Here is a 21,771-nt window from a genome sequence, read left to right on the forward strand (position 1 = left end):
ACGTATCGACGACCTCCTGAGTTTTATGTTATGCCCTACGGAAATACGTGCTCACAGATCATCCACAGTCTCTCGATAACTAGAGGCAGCGTCTGGCTGACGATCGTACATAGCGGTAAATGCCTCAGGTGATGGTTGGTTGCCGGATGGGTGTGGCTCTCGCTTCCTGCCAACATGGTCAGTGTGGTGCGATTGCCAGTATCGGTAGGCAGAGGTCCCAATCGGCCTGCTGGAGACTTTAATTAGCGGGCGTAACATTAGTTCACAGTCCCCAGAAGCCATCCCAGATCAAGCGCCACCAAGATTTGGCTATTCGGGCCGCTTCACTTGGCTTTCTTGTGAGAGCCACAATGACCCATACGGTGCTTCCGCCCATGATGCCTAGCCCAGCCAAAGTCATTAGCGCGGGGCTTATGTGCCTATAAAACCACCAGCCTAGGAGGACCAGGATCATCAAAGCAACATAGCGGAGCAGCAATCCAGTTTTCATAGTCCTATGGTTCCTACTTCCTGCAAGAATTCCCTTGGCTTATGGACAGCCTCCTTAACGTGCTTCTCCATAATATCAATCCAAAAAGGCTCACCGGGGTCATCTGACTCAGTTCCCCAAGGCAACAAACCCGAGTATGTCTTCAGGACGTCGCCCCTCGAATAGTTGCTACTGTCTTCACAGGCTGCCTCCGCCCACTGCTGCTCGGCGCGAGCCCACGCCTTCTGGCCACTAGTGATGTTCCAGACGCCCAGCCCAATACTTGCGGAGCCCGGTGCGGCAGTCACTACTGCCCCCTCCATGCCAAGTCCTCCAGCGATCCTCAGCGTACCCGAAGCAAGCAAGCGCCCAGCGTTGATCGCATTCCCAATTGCGACGGCTGTCTTGTGCACGTTCCTTAATCCCAACGGGTCTATTAAGCTAAGTGAATTTCCGCCAACGTATTCGTAGGTGCTGATTCCGCCTCGTAACCCAATCGGATCACTCTGCGAATACCGCCCCACCGCCGGGTCGTACTCGCGATGATGGTTGTAGAACAGCCCACTCGCATCCGTCGCCTGCTGGCCTGGGAAGCGCAGTGCCAGTTCGAACGCCACACCATCCCCGTCCGGGTCTGCACTCGGAATCTGGTTGCCGAACACCTCGCTCTTGTTGCTCCACTCCCAGATCGAGACATTCCGTACCGGATCGATCACCACGCGCGGCGTGCCCAGATGATCCGGCTGCACGTAGGCCAGCTCCGGCACGCCGGTAGCCGGCGTGTTGATCAGTGCCACCGGGTAGTTGTCCAGCCAGATGGCCTGCTGCTGCGCCTGCCCCGTGGCCGAGTAGTTGCCCAGCCACTGCCCCGCCTCGTCGTACAAGGTGATCTGAGCCGCGCCGGCGGCCGCGGAGCGCAACACGCGCTCGCCGCGATGGTTGTAACCGTAGCTTTCCAGCACCGCATTGCCCTGCTTCACCGCGTTCATGCGGTTGGCGTCGTTGTAGGTGAACGTCTTGCTGCCGATGCTGGTGGTATTGCCCACCGCGTCATGGGTGCGCGCCTCGCCATCCACTGCGGTCAGCCGGTGGCTGGTTGCGGGATAGGTGTAGCTGGCGGTGCCTGCCGACGTGGTCAGCGCGGTGCGATTGCCGGTGGCGTCATAGGCATAGGTTTCGATCGGCGTGCCGGTCGTACCGTCCTGGGTCTGGGTCAAGCGACCCAGCGCGTCATAGGCGTACTTGGCCAGCACCGTCGAGCCTGTGCCGTTCTTCAGCTCGGTAATCGAACCGACGGGATCGTAGCCATAGCCCAGCGACAGGCCACCGGCGGCCGGGTCATGCACCGCCTGCGGGCGGTAATCCAGATCCAACGGACGCTACAGCTGGCGGCCGTTGCCGTAGGTCCAACCGATCACCTATTGCTCGGAACATCCTCAGTCCGGGCGCCTCCTTGGATAGCTAAGGAGCGAGGGCGGAAACGTTTAGGCTCTTACTAGCCCGCAGCGGACGCCCTCCTGGGACGAAGGCTAATAACTGGCGAGAAGTCGACTTTCCATACATCCAACTCAAAAAGATCTCCATAATTGTCCAGTGAAAGTGTCACTATAACTTCAACCCCATCCGTGTCGACAAAGGTTTTGCTGGCCAGCTCCTTTCCAAGCAAACGGTCGAGCTTGCTTGATTTGAACAGCAGGCTCCCCATCCCGCCATCATCCATCTCCTCAACTTCAATCGCCGCAAGTGAATCAGCAGTGATGCCCGGAAAATCCACACCTTGAAGCATCAATTTCACTAATGATTTTTCAGATTCCGATAAATGCCTGTACATGCATCAATTCCTGGGCGGAGTAATTCTACTTACATTAATGCTTCCATCAGGAAACTTATGGGAGCTGTATTCAATTTTAACACCGTCGACCGTCACAGAGCCAGAATATGTTCCAGAGGGGTGATTCGCCCCGATTCGCTCAATATCGGCGGCAATCGCCGCCTTCACACTAACGCTATCCATCCCAGCCTTTTCGACGTGTCGGAAGGCGTGATAAACCTGATTGTCCACTCGGCCAAATGTGAGCAGTATCCGGCCAGCTTTGACTGGCAGTTTCAGGAGCTTAAGAGGGCCAATACCGATCGCCGCCATCGCAATATTGCCCGGCGTTGGGTTCTCACATGCTTCGTAAATGCCTTTGACGTCCCCGACACCCGGAGTCATGTCCGCAACCCATGGAAGCAACATTCTTGCCTGGGACTCATCGAGGGGATTGGCCATCTCCCTTGGGCTTCCGATAACCTGAAGCCCCTGCGGATCGATCGAGAAGGTTGGCCGAGAGCCAACATATGAGAAGGTGGAAATCCCACCCTCCAATCCAATTGGATCACTCTGCGAATACCGCCCCACCGCCGGGTCGTATTCCCGCTGATAGTTGTAGAACAACCCACTCGCATCCGTGGCCTGCTGGCCTGGGAAGCGCAGCGCCAGCTCGAACGCCACTCCATCACCATCCGGGTCGGTACTCGGAATCTGGTTGCCGAACACTTCGCTCTTGTTGCTCCACTCCCAGATCGCCACATCGCGCGCCGGGTCGATCACTACGCGCGGTGTGCCCAGGTGATCCGGCTGCACGTAGGCAAGTTCCGGCACGCCGGTAGCCGGCATGTTGATCAACGCCACCGGGTAGTTGTCCAGCCAGATGGCCTGCTGCTCCGCCTGGCCTGTGGCCGAGTAGTTGCCCAGCCACTGCCCTGCTTCGTCGTACAAGGTGATCTGCGCTGCGCCACCGGCCGGGGTACGCAGCACGCGCTCACCGCGATGATTGTAGGTGTAGCTTTCCAGTACGGCATTGCCCTGCTTCACCGCGTTCATGCGGTTGGCATCGTTGTAGATGAACGACTTGCCGCCGATGCGGGTGGTGTTGCCCACCGCGTCATGGTCGCGCGCTTCGCCGTCCACGGCGGTCAGCCGGTGGCTGGTTGCGGGATAGGTGTAGCTGGCCGTGCCTGCCGAGGTGGTCAGCGCGGTGCGATTGCCGGTGGCGTCATAGGCATAGGTTTCGATCGGCGTGCCGGTCGTGCCGTCCTGGGTCTGGGTCAGGCGACCCAGCGCGTCATAGGCGTACTTGGCCAGCACCGTCGAGCCTGTGCCGTTCTTCAGCTCGGTGATCGAACCGACGGGATCGTAGCCATAGCCCAGCGACAGGCCACCGGCGGCCGGGTCATGCACCGCCTGCGGGCGGTAATCCAGATCCAGCGGACGCTGCAGCTGGCGGCCGTTGCCGTAGGTCCAGCCGGTCGCCGGGCCGAAGGCCGCATAGGTCACGTTGTTCACCACGATCTGGCGCGCCTGGCCGGGGCGGGTCAGGCCGATCTGGCTGATGCGGCCCTGGGTATCGCGCACGTAGTCAGCCACGCTGCCGTCGGGGTAGGTCAACGCGGTCAGGCGGCCCGACTTGCTATAGGCGTAGCGCAGCGTGCTGGCAACGCCGTTGACGGTCTGTACCTTGCGGGTGACCTGGCCGAAGCGGTCATGGCAGTACTGGGTGCTGCCATTGGCATGCAGCACCTGCCCAAGCCGTCCCTTGGCGAAGCGCTCGTCGGCGGCACAGGCGGCCGGCGCCACGTCATAGCTGTAGCCCACGTCCAGATTGGGGTCCGGATAGGCGATGCCGATCAGGCGGTTGAGCCCATCGTAGTGATAGGTGGCGGTGACGCCGCGTGCATCGGCGGCCGTCTTGCGATTGCCGGCGGCATCCACGGTGAAGCTGCTGGCACCGCTGTCCGGGCTGACTTGCCCGGTCAGATCACCGAAACCGTTATAGGCATAAGTGGTGTGCAGACCCTTCGGGTCGGTGACCTGGGTGACCTGATCCAGCGCGTTGTACTGGCTGCGGATCTCCGCCGCCACGCCGCCCACGTCCTGCAGGGTCTGCGCCAAGCGGTTCAACGGGTCGTACTGCTGGCTGGTCACGCGCTGCAGTGCGTCGGTCACCGTCTGCGGGTTGCCGTTGGCATCGTAGGCAAAGCCGGTGGCGTGATTGCTCGCGTCCTTCAGTGCGGTCAGCTGGCCGAGCGTGTTGAACGTCCGTGCCAGGGTGCGGCGCAGGGTACCGCCTGCATCGAGCGTGTCTTCCTTGAGGCGATTGCCGGCATTGTCCAGCGTGTAGTGAATCGTGTTGCCCGCGTTGTCCTCGATATCGGTCAAGCGGAGCGCCGCATCGTAGACATAGGAAACGCTGCTGCCGTCGGGCTCGGTGATCTGTTGCACCTGGCCGGACGGCCAGTAGCTGATCTGGGTGACCCGATTCTCGGCAGTGGTCGCGCCACGCACGGTGACCGAGGTCGGCCAGCCGCGGGGATGGTAGGTGTAATCAGTCACCACGCCGTTGGCGTCCTTGACCGACAGCGGCCTTCCGAGTGCGTCGTAGGCCAGAGTCTCGGCCGTCTGGCCCAGCGCATTGGTCACGCTGCGCAGGTCGCCCTTGCGATAGCTGCAGGCACCTCCGGTCGCGCACCCTGCATCATCTGCCGAGTAATAAGCATAGGTAACGGCATCGGCCACATCCGTGCGCGGGCCATCCACACTCTTCAGCAGCCCCTCCACCGGGCAGCTGCCTGCCACTGCCACATCAGCGGCTTCGCAGTACGTATAGCTGGTGATGCGCGTCTGACCGGACGCGATGTCGGTCACCGTGTTGGTTGTCGGCTGGCGCCGGCCATTGAAGGACGTTCGGGTTTCACGATTGCCGATCCGGGTGGTCAGTACCGCATTGGTTTCAACGTCGCGCGCCGTGGTCACCACACGCTGCTCGGGCAAGCCGACCGCTTCGGTCACGGTATGGATGCTGACGGCACGGCCGCTCACCGCATCAGTACCCTGCGCATAGGTGTGCTTGGTCTGGATGCCGCGACGATCAGTGCGCGACGGAGCGGTGTCGCCGCCGGGTGTCAGGGTGTAGTCGGTCTGCCGCCCAAGCGCGTCAGTCACGACTGTACCGCCGTTGGGGCTGTAGGCGAGCGTCACGCCATCGGCACCGCCAGCGTGCTGACTGGAGATAACACGGCCGATGGAATCGTAGGTAAAGGTGCTGTAGCGGCGACCGTCCTCGGCGGTGATGCCGGTCAGGTGCTGGGGGAAGTCCTGGTTCTCGTAGTGATATGTCCGCACACCACCACCCGCATAGGTCACCGTGGCGACCTGGTTCTGCGGCGTGTAGGTATAGGTAGCGAGCGCAATGCCTTCGACCAGCACCGAACTGATCAGCGCCTCATAGTCATTGGACTGATAGACGAACTCCAGTGTGCGGCCACTGCTGTGGGTGACCGCCGCAAGGCGGTCGTTGTCGTCGTAGATGTAGGTCAGCGACGTGCCATCCGGGAAGCGCTTGGCGGTCAGACGTCCGTCCGCGCCGAAGGTCGAGATGGAGCCCGCCGAGTACAGTGTCCAGTTGCCGTTCTGGACCAGACGGTCACCACTGTCGTCGTCCGCCTCATAGGCTTGGCCGATCTTCTTGAATGCACGCTGGAAACCGGTGCTTTCAATGATGCCCACACTGTCAACGCCGTCCAGTGCCAGGTGGGCGCCCAGCGAATGGGTCCAGCCATAACCGAAGCCACCGGATGAGGTGGAGATGCCGGAGTGATAGAAGCGCGTCAGCGCGATCCAGCCCAGATCGAAGTCCGGCGCGATCTCGTACTTCTCGCCCGTTTTGACATCACATGGGTTGCCGACATTGCCGTCGCAGGTACCGCCGTTGGAGGCCGGGTCCTTGTCGGGAATCGGACTCATGTTCGCCGCTGTATCGTTGCGGGACATGGGGCAGCTACCGTTGCCGCCGTCCTTGTCGCATTTCTGCGACTTCGAGGTGATGGTCGCAACGAATTCTTCGCTGACGCAGGCGTTGTGCTTGTTGGACCACTGTGTGAGGGGAATCGGGCAGTTCAAGCGCCGGGTACGCGCGACCGCCACCGTTCCGGTGTATGGCGTGCAGGGTGATTCAGCCGTGTTGTTGCCAGCCATGGAAGTCAGATCGTAGTAGCGCGACTCGATGACACCTTCCTGATCGGGCGAAGCTGCAAACCACTCGCCCGACGGAGTTACCGCTGCACCGGGGCACACGGGATTGCTGGCTTGTTCGTCCGCAAGAAAATCGGCAACCATCGCCTCTTCCGTCGGAAATATGTCACGCCCTATGTAGGACCAGTCCGGGTCGGAGGGCTGCGACTTCCCCATCCAGTAGGTGATCGACGTATTGCCGTTCAAGTCCACAACTTTCGACTTGATCTTGTCGACAGACTGCCAGCCGAACTGGAACTCCGGCGGGAATGGACTGGGTGCGGGAAGGCTCTTGATCGCCTGCACCGCCTGCTGCTGGGTCTTGTACTGCGTCGAATTGCCGCCGGGCTGCGAAATGCGCCAGGTAATCTTGCTTTCCTGCGCCTGCGCCACAGCAGGGGCGAAGCAGCCGAGGGCAACAATCGCCAGCGCGGCACGCGAGAGGGTCTTCAGTCGTTCCAACATCCCTGTTCTCCTTCCTGGACGAACACAGCGCCGGCGGGAACGAGAACGCGGAGCTGAGCCCACGCGTCGTGCATCGGATCGTCCCTGGTCCGGAATGCGGCAGTGCCACATGCCGCCTTTATCGTCGAGGACGCTTGCACATTCAAGTGTGGAGTCGCGTAACCGGTCACAGATTCAAGCATCCGTGGCCATTCAGCGGCCTACGCCGGGCTCCCATGACTTCTTCTACAGGGAGTCCGTGTTCATAGCTCACAACACTACCAGCACACGCCCTGCTCCTCACAGGATTCACGCGCGGCTCGCACCGCTAGCTGGCAACCGGCCACGCCCTCCAGCGCGAGGATCCTGCTGCGGTGGTGGCCGCGATTCAATCGGTCTCCGGCACCTCGAAGTAGGCGTTCCAGGCAACGGCTTCGCCCGTTGTTCCCCGCTACTGCCCACGCAGGCGCACCGCAAAGTACCGCGCCGGGGAAAGGCCAAGCGCTTTCTTGAACATCGTGATGAAGGCCGTCACCGACTCATAGCCCAACGTCTCGGAAACGCGTTGTACGGGTGCACCGGCGGCGAGTTCACGAATGGCGATGAGCAGGTGCAGCTGCTGCCGCCAGCGCCCGAAGGACAAGCCCGTTTCCCGTTCGATGAGCCGGGTCAAAGTGCGCTCGCCGAGGGCCAGGCGCACGGCCCACTGGCCGATGGTGCTGCGGTCTGCCGGATCCGCCGACAGCGCCGCCGCCAGCGCACGCACCTTCGGGTGATGGCTGACCGGCAGCGACAGATGCTCGGCCGGCATCTGTACCAGCTCGTCCAGCAACACCCGCGCCAGCCGGTCGGTGTGGCTGCCATGCGGATAGTCCAGCGGCGCGTCGGCCAGATGCAGGATCATCTCGCGCAGCATCGGCGAGATGGCCAGCGTCACGCACTGCGCCGGCAGGTCGACGATGCCGGGCTCGACGAACAGGTAGCACAGGCGCGCGTTGGCGGTGGCGCGGTTGCTGTGCGGCATGCCGCCCGGAATCCAGACGCCACACTGGGGCGGCACGATCCACAGCGCATTGGCCACTTCGCAGGTCACCGCGCCATGCAGCGCAAGAATGAGCTGACCCTTGCGGTGCTCATGCACCAGAATTTCCGCGTCGTGCTCGGCCACCTGCAGGCGGCTGGCAACCGCCGGGCGATCGGTCTCGTCAGGGTCCAGGTCAAAGCCGGGGAGCGAAATGCGAGCCATTCTCACATTGACCGGTTTTAGCGATTGGTTGTCATTGTAGCGAAATTCGCCGGTGCGGCCGATCACTAGCATGAGCCGCATGCACTCCCCCACTCCTGCCCGTCCCCACGTGTTCCAGGCATTCGCCCGGTTGAAAAGCCCTGCCCTCAGGACCGATCAGGAGGCGGTGCTGTTCTCGCTCAAATGCCTGCTCGCCGCGTCGCTGGGGCTGTATGTCTCCCTGCGGATCGGCCTGAATCGCCCGTTCTGGGTGATCGGCACGGTCTATCTGGTGTCGCAGCCCCTGTCCGGGGCAACACTCAGCCGCGGCCTGTTCCGCCTGCTCGGTACCGTGGGCGGGGCCGTCGCCACCGTCGTGCTGGTGCCACGTTTCGCCAATGCACCCCTGGTGCTGAGCGCCGCGCTCGCCACCTGGATGGCGCTGTGCCTGTACCTGGCGATGCTCGACCGCACGCCGCGTGCCTATGCGTTCCTGCTGGCCGGCTATACCACCAGCCTGATCGGCTTTCCTGCGGTGATGGTGCCGGGAGACGTGTTCACCATTGCCATCACGCGGGTGCAGGAAATCGCCATCGGCATCCTGGCCGCAACGCTGGTACATACGCTGGTGCTGCCGCGCCGGGTCTCGATGCGCGTGCACGCGCGGGTTGCTGCCGTGCTGGATGATGCGGAACGATGGACGCGCGACATGTGCGCCGGTGCATCGGACACGGTGCTGGCGACGGACCGCTCGAAAGTGGCAGCTGACCTGCTCGAACTGCATGTGCTGTCGATCCACCTGCCCTTCGACAGTGCCCAAGGCGTGGCCCAGGTGCAGATCCTGCGTGCCCTGCATGACCGGATGCTGGACGTCCTGATGCTGTCCAGCGCGGTGGAAGATTCCATCGCCCGGCTGCGTTCACCACAGGCCAGCGCAATGGATGCAAGGGGCTGGCGCGATCTGCTGCGGGCCAGCCTGGTCGCGCAACAGGCCGAGCTCGACCTGGCCCACGCCGACTGCCGCGTGCTGCAGGCGCAACTGCACACCGCCCGCCCCGATTGGCGCCGGCATGTACCTGCCCGCCTTGCGCGACATACGCAGGGTGCGGTACTTCACCGGGATCATCGGCTTGCCCTGCGCAGCGCGCTGGGCGCGTTCGTCGGCATCCTGCTGAGCTGCGTGTTGTGGATCGTTACCGGCTGGTCGGAGGGCGCGACGGCGGTGTCCATCATCGGCACGGCGTGCGTGCTGTTCGGCACGATCGAAGCGCCTGCGCCGCATGTCATGCGCTATCTGGTGGGGTCATTGATCGGCGTTGCCGTCGGCCTGCTCTACGGTCTGCTGATCTTCCCCGCGCTGTCCGATGTCGTCGGCCTGATTGCCGCGCTGGCGCCTGCGCTGCTGCTGTGCGGATCGTTCCTGGCCCGGCCTCCCTTCATCATGGCTGCCCTGGGCGTGGTGCTGACGTTTCCGCTCATCGCGGGACTGGGCGCGACCAATACGGTCAACATCGTCGGCGCACTCAACAACAGCGTAGCGTTGTTGGTGGGTACGACAATGGCACTGTGCAGCATGCAGCTGTTCCAGACCGCCGATGCGGGCCGCAACCGCGCACGGCTGGAGCGTTCGATCCGTCGGGATATCGCACGACACGCCGCCGGACAAGGTGGCGTGGCCCGGGCCTGGCTCAGCCGCATGCTGGATCGAATCGGGCTGCTCGCTCCCCGGTTGCGGGGCGGTTCCAGTGCCGCAGACGACCTGCGGGCATTGTTTGCGGACGTGCGTGCGGTACGTGCATCCAACCAACTCCGCGCACTGGACAAGTGCCAGGAAAACCCGCAGGTCCGGGTGCTTCATGCGGCGCTGATCGAACGCGTCGCCGCACATTTCAGGGTTCGTGCCCACGCGCCACGCAGCGTCGACGCCCATCTTCTGGAACTGCTCGACCGCATGCGCGAGGCAGCAGTGGCCAGCAGCGGGGATGATCGTGAGCATCTGTCGCACCTGCTCTGCGGATTGCGCCGCGACCTGCTGGCGCCTGCTCTCACCCTTCGGCACTGACCTCATGTTTTCTGATCTCTCCATTGATGGCGTGCTGATCCCCGGCCTGCTCGCCGTGGCCGCCGCCGCGCTGGCGCTGTCGATGCTGACCTCGCGCCTGCTCGCCAGTCTCGGTCTGTACCGCTTGTTCGCCGCGCGACCACTGGTGGGCCTGTCCCTGTTCGTGATCCTGGCGGAGCTGATGATCCGGCTCTCGCCCCTGCTCGAGAAATGAAATGAAACACCTGCTTGCTGTCATCGGGCGCTGGAGCGCTACGCTGGTTGTATTCGCGATTGCTGTCGTCGCCGCGCTGTCCATCTGGAAGCGTTACGAAACACGCCCGTGGACGCGGGATGGACGGGTCCGCGCCGATGTGGTGCGCGTTGCGTCGGACATGGGGGGGCTGGTCACCCAGGTGCTGGTGCACGACAACCAGCGGGTCAGCGCCGGACAACTGCTGCTGGTGCTGGATCAGCCACGCCTGGCTGCCGCGCTTGAGAAGGCCGACGCAGCGGTCAGCAGCGCACGCGCGACGCTGGCGCTGGCCCGCCGCGAATCGACGCGGGACAACGCACTGGGCAACCTGGTCGCCTCGGAGACACGCGAACGCAATGCGGCCAAGGTCGACACCGAGCTGGCCGCCCTGGCGCAGGCACGGGCCGAACAGCGCGTTGCCCAGCTCAACGTGCAACGCACCGAGGTGCGCGCGAGCACCGACGGCATCGTCACCAACCTGGACCTGCATGCGGGCGATTACCTGCAACCGGGCGCGCAGGCGCTGGCGCTGATCGACACCGGCAGCCTGCGCATCGAGGGCTACTTCGAGGAAACCAAGCTGGGCTGCATCACCGAGGGCGATGCCGCCGTGGCGCGGCTGATGGGCGACACCCGCGATGTCCGCGGACACGTTGACAGCATCGCCGCCGGCATTGCCGACGATCAGCGCTCAAGCACGCACAACCTGCTGCCGGCCGTGGCGCCGACCTATACCTGGGTGAGGCTGGCACAGCGCATCCCGGTACGCATCCGCATCGATGATGCGCCGCCGGATACGCGCCTGATCGTGGGTCGCACTGCGAGTGTGACCATCACGCCCTCGGCACCGGGAGCCTGCAAGTGAGCGTGCGGACAGTACGTGGTGGGCTGCTTGCCCTGTTGCTGCCCCTGACGGCCTGCGTATCCGGCCCCGACTATCACCTGCCTGCGAACGCCATCGCAGCTTCACAACAGGCTGCGCGGGCGTTCGTCTCAGGCCAGGACGCATCGTTCAGCCACGACGCGCCACCGGATCGATGGTGGCACCTGTATGGCGACCCCCAGCTTGACGCCTACGTACGCGAAGCACTGGCGGCCAATACCGACCTGCGCGCCGCCGATGCCAACCTTCGGCGCGCCAGCGCCACCGTGCTGGAGTATCGCGCGCGCGGTGCCGTACAGGCCGACGTGGATGCATCGGGCACGCTCACCCATGCCGGTGGCTACACCCAGGCATCGGCCGCGCCACAGTCGTATGCGCTCGGCCTTCACCTCTCCTATCCACTGGATCTTGCAGGCGGCATCCGCCGCGGCATCGAAGCCGCCAACACCGACGCGGAGGCGGTTGCTGCGGCACGCGACCAGGTCCGCGTGGTCGTCGCTGCGGCCGTCACCCGTGCCTATCTCCAGGTGTGCACCCGCAATCACACGCTCGCTGCAACCCGGCAGGTGCTGGCGGTGCAGCGCGCCACCCTGGACGCAACCCGACGCCTGGCTGCAGGCGGGCGCGGAACGGACTTCGATGTCAGCCGTGCCGGTGCCGCCGTCAATCGCAGCGCGGCGGCGATACCGCACCTGCTGGCGGAACGGCAGGCCGCACTGTTCGAACTGGCCGCATTGATGGGCAGGCTCCCGGCGGACTATCCCAGGGAGGCCGAAGCCTGCCCCCAGCCCCCTGAGCTGGAGCAGGCGCTGCCGGTCGGTGATGGCTGGCAGCTGCTCCAGCGGCGCCCCGACATACGTGCCGCCGAACGCAGCCTGGCCGCCGCGACTGCAATGATCGGTGTCGAGACGGCGGGTCTCTATCCGCAGATCACCTTGGGCGCCTCTTCGGGCGTGGCCGGCACACCGGCGCATCTGCTGTCGGCCGACGGCTTCGGTGCGGGCATCGGTCCCGTGCTGTCATGGCACTGGCCCAACCGCCGCGTGGCCAAGGCCCGCATCGCAGCGGCCGGTGCCAACGCAGATACCGCGCTCGCGTCCTTTGACGGCGTCGTGCTGCAGGCACTGCGGCAGACCGAGACCGCGCTTTCTGCCTGCACGCAGGAGCTTGAACGCGAGCGCAGCCTGGCGCAGGCGCGTGGGGATGCAGCGCGGGCCGCCGGGCAGGCGCAGCAGCTCTACCGTTTCGGCAGGATCGATTTTCTCGACCTGCTTTCGGCCCAGGCCGCGCTGGCAGATGCGGAGTCCGCATTGGCCGTCTCGCGCGCGGAGCGCATTGACCGGCAGATGGATCTTTTCCTGTCGTTGGGTGGAGGCTGGGCTGCAACAGATTCAGCCCCGGGCGGGGTCCAGTGACCCGTTGCTTGGCAGCGGCTGCAGGCCGCGCCGTCTGTTCAGGAATGTACCGCCTACACCCGTATTCATTCACACTGACTGCCCTATATTCCCGCCACAGCGCCGCATGCTGCGGCCATGACGGAGGCATCTCCATGAAGACCACACGCTTGCTTGCCATCGCCTTGACCACCACCACCGCGTTGGCTGCGGCCCCCGCCTTCGCCGATCCGCCGCACCACGCCCGCGGCAACGGCCCGCCGCCGCATGCGGGCGGCCCGCATAACCGCGATGCGCCGCCGCCGGGCTGGCAGAAGAAGGCCTGGCGACGTGGCGAGCGCCTGCCGTGGGCCGAAGTGGACCGCCGCTACTGGGTAGACGATTACGCGCGCTATGACCTGCGCGAACCGGGCCGCGACCGGCGTTGGGTGCGCCAGTCCGATAACGAGTACCTGCTGGTGGAGATCGCCACCGGGCTGATCATCGACGCCCTGCATCGCTGAAGCGACCTGCAGCGTAAGCACACGCAGCGATTTACATCGGTGCAGACACCTTACGACCGGGGCCGCCCCGGTCGGCGGTGTCTGCGCCCACGGCGCCCCGCCCGCCTCCGCGGCCCGCCATGCAGGCCCTCCCGCAGCGCGATATACCCGCACATCAGCGCTGTGGCAAATAGCCCCATCGCCACCAGTATTTCGAATCCCCGATCACCAAAGAGCAGGCGGATGGAGGTCTCCAGTGAGCACAGCCTGCCGCAGCGCAGGCCGTGCTCGTTGAAGCCATGGATGAGCACCAGTACGCCCATCAACGTGCACCACGCCATCAGGGCCAGGCTTGCGATGAAGATGAAAGGTCGATGGATACGCATGCGCTTGCTGCGGTCGTCTACGGTGATGTCAGGCGCGACGTTGCGATCACGCGATCGGAAGCATCCAGTTCCACCGACCAGGCTTCGGTATCTAGTCCCAGCCGGTTCTCATACCACCATCGCTGCGCACAGCGACCACTGCATCCACGGCTGGCATAGCGGGTAAAGGGAACATCGGCGTGCTCCACCACGTCAGGGGGCCCCAGCGCCCGCAGTACCTCGCCCCTGCTCGCCCCGACCGGGACCGAGGCAAGCGCGTGGGAATGCCACGCCGAGATCGCCGAGCAACCGGCCACGTACGCCACGAACAGGCCCGCAAGCCCCCACATTAGTGCCCTCATTGACAGATCCCCTCCTGCGCCGCGCGCCCGCGCATCATCCGCGCAGACCTTCTTCAACGTCAAACCTCGACACGCGGGCCTGTTGCAGCGCCCGGCATCCGTGCTAGCGTGCGCCGTCAAACTCTCCATGGGGTGCAGGATGCGCAATGGAATGGGACGGAATCTGGTGATCGCCTGCATGGCCCTGGCTGTTGCCCCCGCGGCGGCAACAGCGGCCGCAACAGCGACCGCAATGCCGGGCGATCGTGGGCAGGATTTCGTGCAGACACAGGCGATCGCCGCGCGCTGCCAGAAGAGCCTGCCCGGCCTGGAACTGCAGTTGCAGGAGGGCCGCAAGCACTGGCTGTCGACACTCGACGCCGCGCAACTGCAGGCCGCCGAGGCCTATGCCAGCAGCAAGGAAGGCAGGACTCTGGGAAAGAGTGTGGAGCGGGATGCCTCCCGCGCCTTCGGTCGCAATACCTTGTCCGCCGCAGCGACCTGCGTTGGCCTGCTCGCCGAGTACGGCCCGGCCCACCCGCTGCCTTCCGGCACGGCAATGCCGGCCGACCGGGTGCAGCACTACATGCTGCACTTTGCACCGATGGTGCTGGCTCGGCTGCAGTGCGCGCGCCTGGACGGCATCGACGTGGCCGCCCAGCCCGATGGCTCGGAAACCTGGCAGTACCGGGCCTGTGGCCAGACCGAATCCGTGCGCATGGCCCCGCTCGGGCAGAGCTGGTCGATGAGCGATGCGGACCGCAATCGCCTGTTCGACGCACTGACCCGATAGGTCGGACGGTATTCCCCGGGGTAGCAGGAACCATGTTTCCACCCACCACCTGGATCAAGTTGCGATCTGCCTTTCCATTGGCGGCCTGCACGGTGCTATGCGCCTGCGGCCTGGTTACGGACAGTTCGTTCGACACGCTGCGCGAGGCGCTTGACTCCGACATGGTGAACAAGGGATGGATTCCCGGCTGGGTGCCCCACGAGGCGACCGACCTGCGCGAGGTGCACGACCTCGACTCGAACACCAGCGCGCTGGCCTTCACCAAGCCCCCGGCGGTACTACTGCAGCTGCCTGCGGATTGCCAGGCAACGACATTCAGTCACGGCGATCCTGTTGCGTTTGATCGATACTGGTGGCCGGGCGACGGGACGCTCAAGTCGTCGTATCGCGTCTTTCGCTGCGCGCCCGAATCCGGAAAATCAGTCTTCGTCGCCATCAACAGGACCGAAGACCACGTGCTCTTCTGGCGAACCTACGCGCGGTGATGCGCCCGCGCCACCCTATTCCTCCCCAGGACCCCATGATGCCCAACGCACGTGCACGCTTCGTCGCCCTCGCCCTGTTGCTCCCGGCGTGGCTGCCGGCCTACGCCACGCAGAATGCCCCCGCCGACGTCAAGGCGATCGAACAGGTGGTCGAAGCGTTCCGCACCTCGCTGATCAACAAGGACAAGCCGACCTACATGGGCCTGTTCTTCTCTGATAAACCGGAAGACATCGGCTGGCAGTTCGTTTCCGAGGATGTGCGCCTGCAGGACATCCGCAAGGCCAAGCCCGATGCGATCAAGGCACGGCAGATTCCCGCCAACAACTTCATCGCGCTGATCGACGGGGCGGTCGCCTCGCCGAAGCCGAAGGAGGAGAAGTTCTCCAACACGAAGATCGAAACGGACGGCGATGTGGCCTCGGTCTCGTTTGACTACAGCTTCCACGACGATGGGGTGAAGACCAACTGGGGCAAGGAAATGTGGCAGCTGGTCCGCACGGAGCAGGGCTGGAAGATCTTCTCGGTGATCTACTCGATCCGCGATTCACGCAGCCCGGGCGATTGAACGTCGCTTGACCGGGCCGAACCCAGGCCGCGATCCATTCAGCAAGGGCATTGGCATTCGGCCATCGATCGGGCAGAGTTCGGCCACGCGCAAGGACGCATGCCATGACCCGCCTGCTGATCATCGAAGACAACCCCGAGCTGGTTGCCAACCTGTATGCCTTCTTTGAACCGCTCGGCTACGTGCTGGACGACGCGCGCGACGGCGCCAGTGGCCTGCGCCGGGCCACGCAGCACGACTACGACGCCATCCTGCTGGACCTGATGCTGCCGCGCCTGGACGGCATGACGCTGTGCCAGAAGCTGCGCCAGGAGTTCCAGAACCCGGTGCCGATCCTGATGCTGACCGCGCGCGATCCGGTCGAAGACCGTGTGCAGGGCCTGGCCCTGGGCGCGGATGACTACCTGGTCAAACCGTTTTCGCTGGTGGAACTGGATGCACGGATCAAGGCCCTCGTACGAAGGGCACAGGGGTGCCAGGTCCAGAGCGTGCTGGCGTGGAAGGACCTGCAGGTGGACACGCGCTCGCCACAGGCCTGGCGGCAAGGCCGCTGCATTGCGCTGACGCCCACGTCGCACAAGCTGCTGATGTGCCTGGTGCGTGCAGCTCCCGCCGTGGTGCGCAAGCAGGAGATGGAATACCTGGTCTGGGGCGACGAGCCACCGGACAGCGGCGCGCTGCGAACCCACATCCATGAGCTGCGCCTGCAGGTGGACCGCAGCTTCGACACCGCGCTGATCACCACGGTGCACAGCGTCGGCTGGCGCATGCAGGCGTGAGCCCTGCCTCCCTCTACCGCCGCCTGAGCCTGCGCACCCGCATCACGATCTCGTTCGTGCTGTTGATGGCCGGTGCCATGGGCTTCATCGTACTGGCCGAACAGGTCGACTACGACCAGGTCCGGACTGCTGTCGTCGCACGGACCCAGCACGGCGAAGTGCAAAGGCTGCAGGCCGCGCTGAATCGTGGCCAACGCCCCGCCCTGCCACCAGGGACCCAGCTGTTCGATGCCCAGGACGTGCCTGTCGTGCTGCGCCAATACGGCCCGGGCTACCACGGCGAAGAGGCGCCCAACGAGTGGCACCTGCGTGTGTTCGACAGTGGTGGCCAACGCTACTACCTGCTGCAGGACGCCGCACCCTATGGCTATCTGGAACACCTGATCAATGCCTTTGCGGCACTGGTCATTTCGGTCTGCGTGTTCGGCGCCTTCCTCATCGGCCGCAAGGTCGCTACCCACGTCATCGCGCCCATCACACGATTGGCCGATGCGGTGCAGGACGGCCACAAGCCCTTTCCCTACCAGGACGCACGCGACGAGATCGGCGTGCTCGCGCGCGCCTTTGCCCGCCATAGTGACGAGCTCGAACGGTTCCTGTATCGCGAGCAGTGCTTCAGCGGCGATGCCAGCCACGAGCTGCGCACGCCCTTGGCCATCATCGGTGGTGCTGCCGAAACGCTGGCCTGCCAGCTTCCGGCCGACAGCCACCTGGTTCCCAGCGCGGCACGCATCCTGCGTACCACCCAGGAGATGCAGCGCCAGCTGACCTGCCTGCTGCTGCTCTCGCGTGCCCCCGGCGCCGTGCCGCGCAACGCGGTGGCCCTGCGTCCGCTGCTCGAATCCTGCATGGAGCGCTGCCAGCCCTGGCTTTCCGGCAAGCCGGTGACCGTTGCGTTTGATGCCCGGCATGACGCCGTGCTGGTCACCAACGCGGATCTGGCGCACAGCATCATCCGGAATCTGCTGCGCAATGCCTGCCAGTACACCGAAAGCGGCGAGGTGCGAATCACCCTCCACGACACCGCACTCATCGTCGCTGACACCGGACCCGGCCTGCCGTCCAGCATCGACCCACGGCAGTTCCAGCGCTTCGCGCCGGGTGGCGCGCACAGCGGCGAGGGGCTGGGGTTGTCGATCGTGCAGCGCATCGTCGAGCACCTGGGCTGGACGATGACCGTGCAATCCTCCGGGCAGGGGTGCCGGTTCACCCTGCGCTGGCCCCGCCCCCCGCATCTGACGGATTCCTGACATCGGGCTGCACATGCTCCGGGCTGCTCCCCCGCTCTGGAGACGGCATGCAGCACCCCAAGGACAGCGGCAAGTACCCGCACGGCAAGACCGGATTGAGCCGCATCTTCCACACCCTCATCCATTCGCGCGATGGCTTCATCGCCACCTTTCGCGGCGAGGCGGCGTTCCGCCAGTTGTTGCTGCTGCACGCGCTGCTGATGGCGGCTGCGTTCGTGCTGGACATCAGCACGGTCGAGCGGGCACTGGTGCTGGCGGTCTGCTTCATCAGCCTGCTGGTGGAACTGCTCAACTCGGCGATTGAAGCCGTGGTTGATCGCATCTCGCTGGAGAAGCATCCGCTGTCCAAGAACGCCAAGGACATGGGCAGCGCCGCGCAGACCATCGCGTTGTTGATGGTGGGTGCGGTGTGGGGCGTGATCCTGCTGGGCTAGCCCGGCAATCCTGACAACTTCCTGATAAGGCCGTTTCGATACTGCGCGCACTCCTGTTCCGCGGAACCTGCTCGTGCGTCAATGCCTCCGTTTCCCGCGGTCCCATCCAATCGTTCTGGTCTGGGCCGCCGCACTGTTCTTCGCCACGATTGGAAACCTCGCCCTCTGGAAGACGCTGTGGGGGCTGATCGATCTCAACAGCCTGCGCAGCATGCTGTTCCTGGCCAGCCTGCCGCCGCTGCTGTTCTGCCTGTTCAACCTGCTGCTGACGCTACTGCTGGCACTGCCATTCCTGCGCAGGCCGCTGCTGGTGCTGCTCGTTGTCGTCAGCGCCGCGTGCAGCTACTTCATGCTGCACTACAACGTGCTGATCGATCGCAGCATGGTGCAGAACGTGTTCGAGACCAATCAGGCCGAACTGAACGCCTATCTGTCGCTGCCGCTGCTGTTGACCCTGCTGGCGCTGGGCGTGCTGCCCGCTGCCGGGCTCGCCCTGGTGCGCACCACCAGCGGGGCCGGTTCGATACGTTCGCTGCTGGTGTGGCCGGCCAACGTCCTGGCGTCGCTTGTGGTGCTGCTGGTGATCGGCTTTTCGTTCTACAAGGACTACTCCTCGCTGCTGCGCAACAACCGCTACATCCGCGACCAGGTACTGCCGTTGAACGTGGTGCGCCATACCCACGGCTACCTGAAGAGCCTCTACAGCACCCGCCAGCAACCGTTGCGCCCAATCGGCACGGACGCGCGGCGCGTTCCGGGCCCGCGCCCGAAGCTGGTGGTCATGGTCGTCGGCGAGACCGCGCGTTCACAGAACGTCCAGCTCAACGGCTACCCACGCGCGACCAATCCCCGGCTCTCGCGCAAGGAAGGCGTCATCAGCTTCAGTGATGTTTCCTCATGCGGAACCGCAACAGCGATCTCGGTGCCCTGCATGTTCTCGCAGATGACCCGCCAGCAATACGACGACGTCCGCGCGGCGACCGAGGAGAACGTGCTGGACATCCTGCAGCGTACCGGCGTCGGCGTGCTCTGGCGCAACAACAACAATGGCGGCTGCAAGGGCGTGTGCGAGCGCGTGCCGACCGAGGACATGCCCGCACTCAAGGTGGCCGGCCGGTGCGTCAACGCCGACGGCACCTGCTACGACGACGTGCTGCTGCATCAGCTCGGCGCACGCATCGACGCCATCCACGGCGATGCCCTGGTCGTGCTGCATCAACTCGGCAGCCATGGGCCGACCTACTTTGAACGGTATCCCGCAGCGTCGCGGGCCTTCAGCCCGACCTGCGACAGCAACCAGATCCAGCACTGCAGCAACGAGGCACTGGTCAACACCTATGACAACACCCTGGTGCATACCGACCAGGTGCTGGCGGAGACCATCGACCTGCTGCAGGGCTATTCGGACCACCGCGACGTTGCGCTGATCTATGTCTCCGACCATGGTGAGTCGCTCGGCGAACGCGGCATGTACCTTCACGGCACGCCCTACTTCATCGCCCCGCGCGAACAGACCCAGGTGCCGATGGTGATGTGGTTCTCAACGGAGTTCAGCCGCAACGCGGGCCTGGACATGGCCTGCCTGCGTGGGAATGCGCTGCACCGCGCCTACAGCCACGACAATGTCTTCCATTCCCTGCTGGGCCTGTTCGGTGTCAGCAGCAGCGTGTACCAGCGCGATCTGGATGTCTTCGCCGGCTGCCGGGCGACGACCGGCGCGCCGCTCGCCACCGCGCCGGCCAAGCGGCACCGGCTGATGCCGGTCACCGCCCGGAACGTGGCGCGTTACTGTGCGGCCAGGGCGAAATCCAGGCCGGCACATACCGCCGCCACCTGGGCGTCGTTGCATTCCTGCGGGTTGGTGCGCGGGCTGTCCGGGTAGACCTCGGTGGTGGTGGCAAAGCGTGCATCGGTGAAGCCGGCGCAGGCACCAATCGAACGCGATTCGCCCCAGACCACGCCCGGCGACTGCAACGGCAGGCCGACCAGGTTGCCCTCGGCGTCGGCCGGGGCGATATGGGTGACCGGGGCGACGGCGGCGATCAGGGCCTTCTGGAACTCGGCCTGCGGATCCTCGCTGTTGCCGATCACGTAGAAGCCGTCCGGAATCGTGTCGCGCTCGAACGGCTTGCCGTCGCGGGCGCAGCGGGCCGGATCGAACTCGTGCAGGTCGCTGTCGGTGGTCTCGTGCAGGTCCAGGTGCACCAGCAGGTTCGGCTTGCGCTCGGCCACCCAGCGCATCAGCGCGGCGGCTTCCTCGATCTGGCCGCCGTCACGGAAGCTGCGGTTCGGGTCGACGGCATCCGGGTTCCAGCGCTGGATGCGCTCGTAGCCCCATGGGCTGACGCACGGCGCCACGATCAGGTTCAGCCGGCCCAGGTAGCGCTCGGCCTGCTGTTCCAGGAACTGCAGGGCGCCATGCACGCCACTGGTCTCATAGCCGTGCACGCCGCCGGTGATCAGCGCGGTCGGCAGCGCCGGGTTCCAGTCGTGGTTGACCACGGCGAACAGCGGGTAATGGTCCGGCGCGTAGTCCAGCTGACCGTACTGGATCACATCGAAGCTGTCGTCCAGGCGTTCAAGCGCGGCCACCACATCGTCGTGGTAGCTGCGCTGGCGCTGCTGGCGGGCCCGCCACTGTGCGCGTTCCGCGTCGCCCCAGGGCTGTCCGGGGGTGCCGATCGGGTAGAACTGCGCAACAGTCATTGGGGAACTCCAGGGGTCGAACGGATGGGTGCAGCCGGACATTCTAAGCGTTGTCGCGCCCGCGGGCCCCTCCCCCCGGCCCCGCCTTCATCCAGGCCGGGTCATCTGGTTGTAAAATCAACGGTTTTTGGCCCCTCACCCCTTGATGGCGAACGCAGCGCAGCCGGTCCTGGGTGGACCGGAGTTCCTCCGCCTGCTCGCCCGTCTCAGCGACGGCGCGATGCCGGCCACCAGTCCCGCCCTGACCGATCGCCTCGGCCAGTGGGTGGACTGGAGCCGCGCCGTGGCCCTGTCCGGGGCGCTCGGCGGACGCCTGCCCGAGCCCGGTGAAGCCGCCGAAGCGCTCGAGGATGTGCTGGCCGACTGCGCGCAGGCGCACGCCAGCCTGCTGGCCTCGATCAGTGAGGATGCCGAAGCCGAGCGCCTGCTGGACCTGGCCGAAGCCGCCGCTGTACCCAACTTCGCCTCGCTGCGCCAGCGCTATCGGGTGCTGCAGCAGGCCATCCAGACGGCCACCGGGCGCCTGCGCGGCCGCCTGCGCGACCAGCTGGTGCAGGTTTCACCCGAGCTGGCGCGGCTGGCCGAGGTCGATGCGGTGATGGAACAGACCCTCACCCCGCGCGAGCACAGCCTGCTGGCCACGGCGCCGGCGGTGCTCGGCGCCCGGTTTGAACGCGTGCACGGCCAGCCCGGCTGGCGCGCGGCCTTCCGCCATGACATGCGCACCCTGCTGCTCGCCGAGCTGCAGCTGCGCTTCCACCCGATCGAAGGGCTGCAAGACGCCCTGCGCTCCCACTGACCGGAAC

19 protein-coding genes and 2 pseudogenes are annotated in these 21,771 nt (G+C 64.9%); 14 read left to right on the top strand and 7 right to left on the bottom strand.

Features of this window, described 5'->3' with window-relative positions:
- Nucleotides 1-486: 486 nt before the first annotated feature.
- The 3 genes and pseudogenes from AC5P7F_RS13395 to AC5P7F_RS13405 form a co-directional block, all read right to left on the bottom strand.
- Nucleotides 487-1,881 (bottom strand): annotated as a pseudogene (locus AC5P7F_RS13395) (RHS repeat domain-containing protein); the annotation flags it as partial.
- Nucleotides 1,882-1,964: 83 nt separating this feature from the next.
- The gene (locus AC5P7F_RS13400) at nt 1,965-2,300 is read right to left on the bottom strand and encodes a DUF6984 family protein (protein ID WP_049439430.1); all 336 of its coding nucleotides are present in this window, start codon (nt 2,298-2,300) and stop codon (nt 1,965-1,967) included.
- A gap of 3 nt (nt 2,301-2,303) precedes the next feature.
- Nucleotides 2,304-6,986: an RHS repeat-associated core domain-containing protein gene (locus AC5P7F_RS13405; RefSeq protein WP_495204158.1), complete on the bottom strand. Its 4,683-nt coding sequence runs from the start codon at nt 6,984-6,986 to the stop codon at nt 2,304-2,306.
- Nucleotides 6,987-7,252: 266 nt separating this feature from the next.
- On the opposite strand from AC5P7F_RS13405, the pseudogene AC5P7F_RS13410 reads away from it, so the two are divergent.
- A pseudogene (locus tag AC5P7F_RS13410) lies at nt 7,253-7,381 on the top strand (alpha/beta fold hydrolase); the annotation flags it as partial.
- A 35-nt stretch (nt 7,382-7,416) separates the two neighbouring features.
- Here AC5P7F_RS13410 and AC5P7F_RS13415 read toward each other — a convergent pair.
- Nucleotides 7,417-8,211, bottom strand: a complete 795-nt coding sequence (locus AC5P7F_RS13415; RefSeq protein WP_164077173.1) for a helix-turn-helix domain-containing protein — start codon at nt 8,209-8,211, stop codon at nt 7,417-7,419.
- A 79-nt stretch (nt 8,212-8,290) separates the two neighbouring features.
- On the opposite strand from AC5P7F_RS13415, the gene AC5P7F_RS13420 reads away from it, so the two are divergent.
- From AC5P7F_RS13420 to AC5P7F_RS13440, 5 genes are all read left to right on the top strand, one after another.
- Complete coding sequence (locus tag AC5P7F_RS13420; RefSeq protein ID WP_239510488.1) at nt 8,291-10,252, top strand: FUSC family protein; 1,962 nt, start codon at nt 8,291-8,293, stop codon at nt 10,250-10,252.
- Nucleotides 10,253-10,256: 4 nt separating this feature from the next.
- Nucleotides 10,257-10,466 carry a DUF1656 domain-containing protein gene (locus tag AC5P7F_RS13425; protein WP_014647401.1) on the top strand — a complete coding sequence of 70 codons (210 nt, stop codon included), beginning with the start codon at nt 10,257-10,259 and terminating at the stop codon, nt 10,464-10,466.
- Between the two features lies 1 nt (nt 10,467).
- Complete coding sequence (locus AC5P7F_RS13430) at nt 10,468-11,352, top strand: HlyD family secretion protein (RefSeq protein WP_046431015.1); 885 nt, start codon at nt 10,468-10,470, stop codon at nt 11,350-11,352.
- Nucleotides 11,349-12,785, top strand: a complete 1,437-nt coding sequence (locus AC5P7F_RS13435; RefSeq protein ID WP_197641354.1) for an efflux transporter outer membrane subunit — start codon at nt 11,349-11,351, stop codon at nt 12,783-12,785. The genes AC5P7F_RS13430 and AC5P7F_RS13435 overlap by 4 nt, the downstream gene beginning before the upstream one ends.
- Before the next feature lie 134 nt (nt 12,786-12,919).
- Nucleotides 12,920-13,267 (top strand): RcnB family protein, encoded by a 348-nt coding sequence (locus AC5P7F_RS13440; protein WP_049439424.1) that lies wholly within the window; start codon nt 12,920-12,922, stop codon nt 13,265-13,267.
- A gap of 50 nt (nt 13,268-13,317) precedes the next feature.
- Here AC5P7F_RS13440 and AC5P7F_RS13445 read toward each other — a convergent pair whose 3' ends face one another.
- Nucleotides 13,318-13,632 carry a hypothetical protein gene (locus AC5P7F_RS13445; protein ID WP_164077156.1) on the bottom strand — a complete coding sequence of 105 codons (315 nt, stop codon included), beginning with the start codon at nt 13,630-13,632 and terminating at the stop codon, nt 13,318-13,320.
- Nucleotides 13,633-13,649: 17 nt separating this feature from the next.
- A complete protein-coding gene (locus AC5P7F_RS13450; protein ID WP_239510489.1) occupies nt 13,650-13,961 on the bottom strand; it encodes a hypothetical protein in 312 nt (103 codons plus the stop codon).
- A gap of 163 nt (nt 13,962-14,124) precedes the next feature.
- Between AC5P7F_RS13450 and AC5P7F_RS13455 the strand changes: the two genes are divergently transcribed.
- The 7 genes from AC5P7F_RS13455 (at nt 14,125) to AC5P7F_RS13485 (ending at nt 20,141) form a co-directional block, all read left to right on the top strand.
- On the top strand, nt 14,125-14,745 hold the full coding sequence (locus tag AC5P7F_RS13455; RefSeq protein ID WP_014647405.1) for a hypothetical protein: 621 nt from the start codon (nt 14,125-14,127) through the stop codon (nt 14,743-14,745).
- 32 nt (nt 14,746-14,777) lie between these two features.
- Nucleotides 14,778-15,230 carry a YbbD-related protein gene (locus AC5P7F_RS13460; protein ID WP_164077158.1) on the top strand — a complete coding sequence of 151 codons (453 nt, stop codon included), beginning with the start codon at nt 14,778-14,780 and terminating at the stop codon, nt 15,228-15,230.
- Nucleotides 15,231-15,265: 35 nt separating this feature from the next.
- Entirely contained in the window at nt 15,266-15,796 is a 531-nt protein-coding gene (locus AC5P7F_RS13465; RefSeq protein WP_014647406.1) for a Cif family virulence factor, read from the top strand.
- Nucleotides 15,797-15,900: 104 nt separating this feature from the next.
- A complete protein-coding gene (locus AC5P7F_RS13470; protein WP_495204159.1) occupies nt 15,901-16,575 on the top strand; it encodes a response regulator transcription factor in 675 nt (224 codons plus the stop codon).
- Nucleotides 16,572-17,825, top strand: a complete 1,254-nt coding sequence (locus AC5P7F_RS13475) for a HAMP domain-containing sensor histidine kinase (protein WP_197641353.1) — start codon at nt 16,572-16,574, stop codon at nt 17,823-17,825. The genes AC5P7F_RS13470 and AC5P7F_RS13475 overlap by 4 nt, the downstream gene beginning before the upstream one ends.
- Before the next feature lie 47 nt (nt 17,826-17,872).
- Entirely contained in the window at nt 17,873-18,259 is a 387-nt protein-coding gene (locus tag AC5P7F_RS13480) for a diacylglycerol kinase (protein ID WP_164077161.1), read from the top strand.
- Between the two features lie 73 nt (nt 18,260-18,332).
- Nucleotides 18,333-20,141, top strand: coding sequence for a phosphoethanolamine--lipid A transferase (locus tag AC5P7F_RS13485; RefSeq protein WP_164077162.1), 1,809 nt, complete (start codon nt 18,333-18,335; stop codon nt 20,139-20,141).
- Here the strand turns inward: AC5P7F_RS13485 and AC5P7F_RS13490 are convergent.
- The gene (locus AC5P7F_RS13490) at nt 20,045-20,965 is read right to left on the bottom strand and encodes a M14 family metallopeptidase (protein WP_033835608.1); all 921 of its coding nucleotides are present in this window, start codon (nt 20,963-20,965) and stop codon (nt 20,045-20,047) included. The two genes, AC5P7F_RS13485 and AC5P7F_RS13490, sit on opposite strands and share 97 nt — an antisense overlap.
- A gap of 145 nt (nt 20,966-21,110) precedes the next feature.
- Between AC5P7F_RS13490 and AC5P7F_RS13495 the strand changes: the two genes are divergently transcribed.
- A complete protein-coding gene (locus AC5P7F_RS13495) occupies nt 21,111-21,764 on the top strand; it encodes a DUF3348 family protein (protein ID WP_014647411.1) in 654 nt (217 codons plus the stop codon).
- The last annotated feature ends 7 nt before the right edge of the window (nt 21,765-21,771 follow it).

It is taken from the genome of Stenotrophomonas sp. YJH_SMC_105-26 (genome assembly GCF_059368915.1).

Excerpts from the sequence above, each read along its gene's own strand:
- AC5P7F_RS13400 (WP_049439430.1), bottom strand. The coding sequence starts at position 2,300 with ATGTACAGGCATTTATCGGAATCTGAAAAATCATTAGTGAAATTGATG.
- AC5P7F_RS13405 (WP_495204158.1), bottom strand. The coding sequence starts at position 6,986 with ATGTTGGAACGACTGAAGACCCTCTCGCGTGCCGCGCTGGCGATTGTT.
- AC5P7F_RS13415 (WP_164077173.1), bottom strand. The coding sequence starts at position 8,211 with ATGGCTCGCATTTCGCTCCCCGGCTTTGACCTGGACCCTGACGAGACC.
- AC5P7F_RS13420 (WP_239510488.1), top strand. The coding sequence starts at position 8,291 with ATGCACTCCCCCACTCCTGCCCGTCCCCACGTGTTCCAGGCATTCGCC.
- AC5P7F_RS13425 (WP_014647401.1), top strand. The coding sequence starts at position 10,257 with ATGTTTTCTGATCTCTCCATTGATGGCGTGCTGATCCCCGGCCTGCTC.
- AC5P7F_RS13430 (WP_046431015.1), top strand. The coding sequence starts at position 10,468 with ATGAAACACCTGCTTGCTGTCATCGGGCGCTGGAGCGCTACGCTGGTT.
- AC5P7F_RS13440 (WP_049439424.1), top strand. The coding sequence starts at position 12,920 with ATGAAGACCACACGCTTGCTTGCCATCGCCTTGACCACCACCACCGCG.
- AC5P7F_RS13445 (WP_164077156.1), bottom strand. The coding sequence starts at position 13,632 with ATGCGTATCCATCGACCTTTCATCTTCATCGCAAGCCTGGCCCTGATG.
- AC5P7F_RS13450 (WP_239510489.1), bottom strand. The coding sequence starts at position 13,961 with ATGTGGGGGCTTGCGGGCCTGTTCGTGGCGTACGTGGCCGGTTGCTCG.
- AC5P7F_RS13455 (WP_014647405.1), top strand. The coding sequence starts at position 14,125 with ATGGGACGGAATCTGGTGATCGCCTGCATGGCCCTGGCTGTTGCCCCC.
- AC5P7F_RS13460 (WP_164077158.1), top strand. The coding sequence starts at position 14,778 with ATGTTTCCACCCACCACCTGGATCAAGTTGCGATCTGCCTTTCCATTG.
- AC5P7F_RS13465 (WP_014647406.1), top strand. The coding sequence starts at position 15,266 with ATGATGCCCAACGCACGTGCACGCTTCGTCGCCCTCGCCCTGTTGCTC.
- AC5P7F_RS13470 (WP_495204159.1), top strand. The coding sequence starts at position 15,901 with ATGACCCGCCTGCTGATCATCGAAGACAACCCCGAGCTGGTTGCCAAC.
- AC5P7F_RS13480 (WP_164077161.1), top strand. The coding sequence starts at position 17,873 with ATGCAGCACCCCAAGGACAGCGGCAAGTACCCGCACGGCAAGACCGGA.
- AC5P7F_RS13490 (WP_033835608.1), bottom strand. The coding sequence starts at position 20,965 with ATGACTGTTGCGCAGTTCTACCCGATCGGCACCCCCGGACAGCCCTGG.
- AC5P7F_RS13495 (WP_014647411.1), top strand. The coding sequence starts at position 21,111 with ATGGCGAACGCAGCGCAGCCGGTCCTGGGTGGACCGGAGTTCCTCCGC.